Here is a 5,622-nt window from a genome sequence, read left to right as displayed (position 1 = left end):
GAAATTTTTCGCTCGTCTGGTAGCTCGGCCAGGCTCGGGGGCGGTGAGGTTTTGAAATTCCTACAGTGGGTTGACGCGGTCCAGAATGTTTTTTCTCTTGACATAAGGCGCCTGAAATGTTATACTTAACTTGTTGTCCTGGTTATTGCTACGCTTCTACTTGGCTCACGAGGTGGTCTTTTTTGTTCAAGATCGGCGACAAGGTTGTCTATCCGATGCACGGCGCAGGAATCATTGAAGCGATCGAGGAGAAAGAGATCTTGGGCGAAAAGAGAGAGTATTATGTGCTACGTCTTCCTATCGGAAATATGAAAGTAATGGTTCCGATTGCCAATAGCCGGGAGATAGGGTTACGCGAGATAATCAATAAACAGGAGGTCAAAAAGGTGCTTAACCTCTTGAAAGCCTCCGGAAGTCCAATGCCGAGCAACTGGAACCACCGTTACCGTGCTAACCTAGAAAAAATCAAAAGCGGCAATATTTACGCTGTAGCCGAAGTGGTACGTAACTTGGCAAGAAGAGAAAGAGAGAAAGGTCTTTCCTCTGGCGAGAAGCGAATGCTGGAAAACGCCAAGCAGATTTTGATCAGTGAGCTGGCCCTCGCCACCGAAGTCGAGGAAGATAAAGCCAGAAGCCTTTTAGATAAAGCTTTCGCTTAAAGACAAATAGGTACGCCACTGGGAGGGCGTACTTTTTTTTATTTTCTGTTGCCCAGCCAAAGTAATCCGGCTCCTTGAGAAGATAATGTGGGTAAAGCCGTATAATCTATAAGGAATCACACAAAAATTACCTTAAAAAGAAAGCCCTATAATTTTAAAATAGTACCCCGAGCGCTCTTCTAGCTCGGCAATTTTATACATACAGATCAAGGAGGTGAAACATTATTTGGTACGGCGAGCAGTTTTCTTAGTCTTAGTTGTAGCGTGCGGGACGGGCGGTGTTTTCCTTGCCGCAAATCTTTTGCGTTTTTGGCACCTCGCAGATTCCGTTAAGATTACTCTTCTTATCGTTGCTGGAATTTTGGAACTCTTACTCGGTATTTTTCTCGCCCCCCGCCTAATCAACGGCGTCATCTGGGTCGTAAATAAGGGCGAACAGCATTTTCAAAAGATTCCCGTTGTTGATCTGGTAGTCGGGGTTCTGGGACTCATTATCGCCCTTATCATTGCCAACCTGTTCGGCAATATTTTGGCCAGCTTTGGCTGGCTCGGCAAGATTATTTGGCTTGGCGTTACGATACTTCTGGGGTACCTTGGTCTCTCAATCGGGATAAAAAAGGGTGAAGAGTTGTGGAGCACCATTGGTTCCCTTTCCCGGGCAAGCAAGGAAAAAGGTAACAAAGAGCAACGCAACCTAGGGCAGGTCAAGATCGTCGATACGAGCGCGGTTATTGGCGGCCGCATCGCCGATCTCTGCGCCAGCGGCTTCATTGAAGGGACGTTGCTAGTTCCGGTCTTCGTTCTGGACGAGTTACAACATATTGCCGACTCTAACGACGTGTTAAAGCGGAACCGGGGGGCGGCGCGGCCTCGATATCCTGAACCGAATGCGCAAAGAGGCCCACGTAAAAATACAGATCTACGAAGATGTCCAGGCACTGGTCAACATCCCGGAGGTAGATGCTAAGCTTATGCAACTGGCCAAAAGCCTGAAGGCGAAAATTATCACTACGGATTTTAACCTTAATAAAGTAGCCGAACTCCAAGGGGTTAAAGTTCTTAACGTAAATGAGCTGGCCAACGCCCTCAAGCCCATCGTTTTGCCCGGTGAAGAAATGGTCGTGCAGGTTGTGCGGGACGGAAAAGAGGCGGGACAGGGAGTGGCCTATCTTGACGACGGGACGATGATCGTAGTGGACGGTGGGGAAAAATATATTGGCAAGCCCGTGCGCGCCACAGTAACCAGCGTCCTCCAGACCACCGCGGGCAGGATGATCTTTGCCAAACTAAAGAATCTCCGGGAAGACGGCGGCGAAAAGCTTGATGGGGTGAACGCGGTTGGTTGAAGCCGGTGTCGTCATAGTGGCCGCGGGCCAGAGCGTCCGGATGGGGGGTGGCCCCAGGAAACAGTACCGCCTTTTAGGGGGCCTCCCAGTAGTGAGCCGGACGCTTAACGTTTTCGAAGGTCTGGAAGCGGTGAAGGAGATCGTCCTGGTGGTTCCGCCAGGCGAAGAAGAGTTCTGTTACCGGGAAATAATTAAACCCTTCGGTTACCGCAAAATCGCGGCGGTAGTCCCCGGCGGCACCCACCGCCAGGAGTCAGTCTGGGCCGGGCTGCAGCATTTCACGCACCCGCCCGAAGTCGTGGTCGTTCACGACGGGGTCCGGCCGCTGGTGCGGCCTACGCTTGTCGAGGCCGCAATCGAAGCGGCCTCCTCCTGGGGCGCGGCCGTGGTCGCCGTTCCGGCTAAGGACACTGTCAAATTAACCGACGGGGCGGGTTTTGTCGCGCAAACGTTGCCTCGGGACCAGGTCTATCTGGCCCAGACCCCCCAAGCCTTTCGCTTTGAAGTCCTAGTTACAGCACACCGCCGGGCACAGCAGGAAGGATTCTACGGTACTGACGATACGGTGCTGGTAGAGCGCCTCGGCCTCCCGGTTAAGGTGGTTCAGGGCGCCTACGAAAACCTCAAGCTCACCACCCCAGAAGATTTTACTGTCGCCGCCGCACTTCTTGGGGGACAGATGCCGCTACGCGTAGGCTTCGGTTATGATGTTCACCGTCTCGTCCCCGGACGACCCCTTATTCTGGGCGGCGTCACGATTCCCTGGGAAATGGGGCTTGAAGGGCATTCCGACGCCGATGTTCTTTGTCACGCAGTGATGGACGCCCTCCTCGGGGCCGCTGCAGCCAGGGACATCGGTTACCACTTCCCGCCTACGGAAGAAAGTTACCGGGGGGTATCGAGCCTCTCACTGCTGGCGCGCGTCCGGGAAATTATTGCTGCCCGCGGCTTTCGGGTCACAAATATCGACGCCGTCGTTGTGGCCCAGCGGCCGCGGCTATCCCCCTTCGTGACCACAATGGCGGAAAATATCGCCCGCACCCTCGAAATCCCTGCCCTTCTGGTCAACGTCAAGGCAACCACCACGGAAGGGGTAGGGTTCACCGGGCGGGAAGAAGGCATTGCCGCCTATGGAATAGCGGTTTTACACCGAACGTAGGTACACCGGCCGCACCACCATTGTTTGGAACCGCCAACGAATGCTATAATTGTCCTGGTGATGCCCGGAAATGTTTTGGAAACGTTTACGCGAAGACATCCAGGTAGTTTTCGAACGTGATCCCGCAGCGAAAAGCGTCCTTGAGGTCCTCCTCTGCTATCCTGGCCTGCACGCCAATCTGGCTGCACCGGGTCGCGCACGCCCTGTACCGTAGGCGCCTTTTTCTCCTGGCGCGTCTTCTTCCCCACCTCGGACGCTTTTTAACCGGTATCGAGATTCATCCCGGTGCCAAAATCGGCAGACGCTTCTTCATCGATCATGGCGCAGGCGTAGTTATCGGGGAAACTACAGAGATCGGGGACGATGTCACCCTCTACCAGGGAGTCACCCTCGGGGGCACCGGCAAAGAAAAGGGTAAGCGCCACCCGACCATTGGTAACAACGTGGTCATCAGCGCCGGCACCAAAATCCTTGGTTCCTTCACCGTCGGCGATAATTCGAAGATCGGTGCCGGTTCGGTAGTGCTAAAACCCGTCCCGCCCAACTGCACGGTGGTTGGCGTTCTCGGCAGGGTAGTGGTGCGCGAGGGCCAAAGGGTCCGCGACGCGATCGACCTGCGCCACGACCAGATCCCCGACCCCGTGGCGGAAACACTCAACCGGTTTGAAGCGGAGATAAAGACGTTAAAGCAAAAACTAGCGGCACTCGAAACCAGGCTCTACAGGGAGGAAAAATCTTGATCGAGCTCTACAATACCCTGAGCAAACGGAAAGAGAAGCTTATCCCGCGTGAACCAGGCGTGGTGCGGATGTATGTCTGCGGCCCCACCACTTACAACTATATCCACCTCGGCAACGCGCGGGCAGTCGTGGTTTTCGATACCATCCGACGGCACCTTGAGTACCGTGGCTATCGGGTGCTCTTTGTCCAGAACTTTACGGACGTGGACGACAAGATCATCAACCGGGCGGCCGAAGAAGGGATCCCCCCGCACGAGGTGGCAGCAAAATATACGGCAGCGTATTTTGAAGACGCCGATAGGCTTAACGTGCGCCGCGCGGATATCCACCCGAAGGTTTCCGAACACATCCCGGAGATAATCGCTCTCGTCTCCACCCTTATCAAAAAGGGCTACGCTTACGTGAGTGGCGGCGACGTTTATTTTGCGGTCCGGCGCTTCCCTGGCTACGGGAAACTCTCCGGGCGTAACCCCGATGACTTGCTTGCAGGCGCCCGCGTCGAACCCGGGGAAAACAAGCGTGACCCCCTCGACTTTGCCCTTTGGAAAGCGGCCAAGCCCGGAGAACCCAAGTGGCCAAGCCCGTGGGGTGAAGGTCGGCCCGGCTGGCATATCGAGTGCTCCGCGATGGCCCTCAAATACCTCGGACCCGACTTCGACATTCACGGCGGCGGCGCCGATCTCATCTTCCCTCACCACGAGAACGAAATCGCCCAGTCGGAAGCGGCCACCGGTCAGTCGTTCGCCAGGTACTGGCTCCACAACGGTTTCATCACCGTCCGGCAGGAAAAAATGTCCAAATCGATCGGCAACGTCTTTCTGGTCCGGGATATCTTGAGGCTATACCCCGCACCTGCTGTCCGGCTCTTCCTCATCGGAACCCACTACCGGAGCCCGCTCGACTACGCGCCCGAGTATCTCGAAGCGGCGGCGCGAAGCGCGGCGCGGTTGGCCAACTCCTACCGCTTGCTCACCGAAGCAATCGCCAAACAACCGCCCGGCGAGGGTGACGATGGGATCCTGGCCGAACGACTGTCGGCGATAGAAGCGGCATTCGGGGCAGCGATGGACGATGACTTCAATACGGCGCGGGCTCTGGCCTGCTACTTCGATCTGGTCCGGGAGATCAACGGGGCTGTGCACACCCCCCCACTCCCACCGCAAGAGATCCTATTCCGGGCAATGGACCTTTTCTGCGCCTTCAACCGGGTGCTCGGCATTTTTCCGGAAAAAGACGGGAAACCCCAGGTTGAGGGTAAAAAGGAGCACCAAGAAGATGACCTATCGCTCCGTCTCCTCAATCTTCTCATCGCGGTCCGCCAGGAGGCAAGAGAAAGGAAAGACTGGAACACAGCCGACCGTATTCGCGACGGGCTTAAAGAGATTGGCATCCTCTTAGAAGATACACCAGAAGGAGTACGCTGGAAGAGAGCATAATTTCGGAGCACGTAAATTTTGCGGCGTGCGAATTTGTTAAAGGGGAGGGGTCTTTTATGGGAGCTGTCCGGGCAAGGGTTATACTGTTAGGCCATACGCCTAACCCAGAATTGATCGTTGCTACCGCAGGACGACGCTGTTACTCGCCACTTGGAACGGAGGCGCTTCTAGAAAAAGTGCGGGACGGCGATCCGGCAGCCTTTATCGCCAAATTAGTGCAGATGGGACACGTAACGCCTATCGAACACGCCACCTTTACCTTTGCCGTTGAAGGTGTCTCGC

General features: G+C 55.3%; 6 protein-coding genes and 1 pseudogene. All 7 read left to right on the top strand.

Annotation, left to right across the window (positions count from 1 at the left end; translation table 11 throughout):
- The first annotated feature begins 182 nt into the window (after window positions 1–182).
- Window positions 183–659 (top strand): CarD family transcriptional regulator, encoded by a 477-nt coding sequence (locus ACUVTA_RS08230; RefSeq protein ID WP_123928423.1) that lies wholly within the window; start codon window positions 183–185, stop codon window positions 657–659.
- 301 nt (window positions 660–960) lie between these two features.
- Window positions 961–1,626 carry a hypothetical protein gene (locus tag ACUVTA_RS08225; RefSeq protein ID WP_445952468.1) on the top strand — a complete coding sequence of 222 codons (666 nt, stop codon included), beginning with the start codon at window positions 961–963 and terminating at the stop codon, window positions 1,624–1,626.
- Complete coding sequence (locus ACUVTA_RS08220; protein ID WP_445952467.1) at window positions 1,547–2,005, top strand: PIN/TRAM domain-containing protein; 459 nt, start codon at window positions 1,547–1,549, stop codon at window positions 2,003–2,005. Before ACUVTA_RS08225 ends, ACUVTA_RS08220 begins: the two co-directional genes overlap by 80 nt.
- Window positions 1,998–3,164, top strand: coding sequence for a 2-C-methyl-D-erythritol 4-phosphate cytidylyltransferase (gene ispD, locus ACUVTA_RS08215; protein WP_445952466.1), 1,167 nt, complete (start codon window positions 1,998–2,000; stop codon window positions 3,162–3,164). The genes ACUVTA_RS08220 and ispD overlap by 8 nt, the downstream gene beginning before the upstream one ends.
- Before the next feature lie 70 nt (window positions 3,165–3,234).
- A pseudogene (gene cysE / locus ACUVTA_RS08210) lies at window positions 3,235–3,904 on the top strand (serine O-acetyltransferase).
- Window positions 3,904–5,340 (top strand): cysteine--tRNA ligase, encoded by a 1,437-nt coding sequence (gene cysS / locus ACUVTA_RS08205; RefSeq protein ID WP_445952469.1) that lies wholly within the window; start codon window positions 3,904–3,906, stop codon window positions 5,338–5,340. Before cysE ends, cysS begins: the two are co-directional and overlap by 1 nt.
- 56 nt (window positions 5,341–5,396) lie before the next feature.
- A partial coding sequence (locus ACUVTA_RS08200) for an FAD-dependent thymidylate synthase (RefSeq protein WP_445952465.1) occupies window positions 5,397–5,622 on the top strand: 226 nt, incomplete at its 3' end.

This window comes from Thermodesulfitimonas sp. (assembly GCF_052743955.1).
This window is presented reverse-complemented; position numbering and strand designations above follow the sequence as displayed.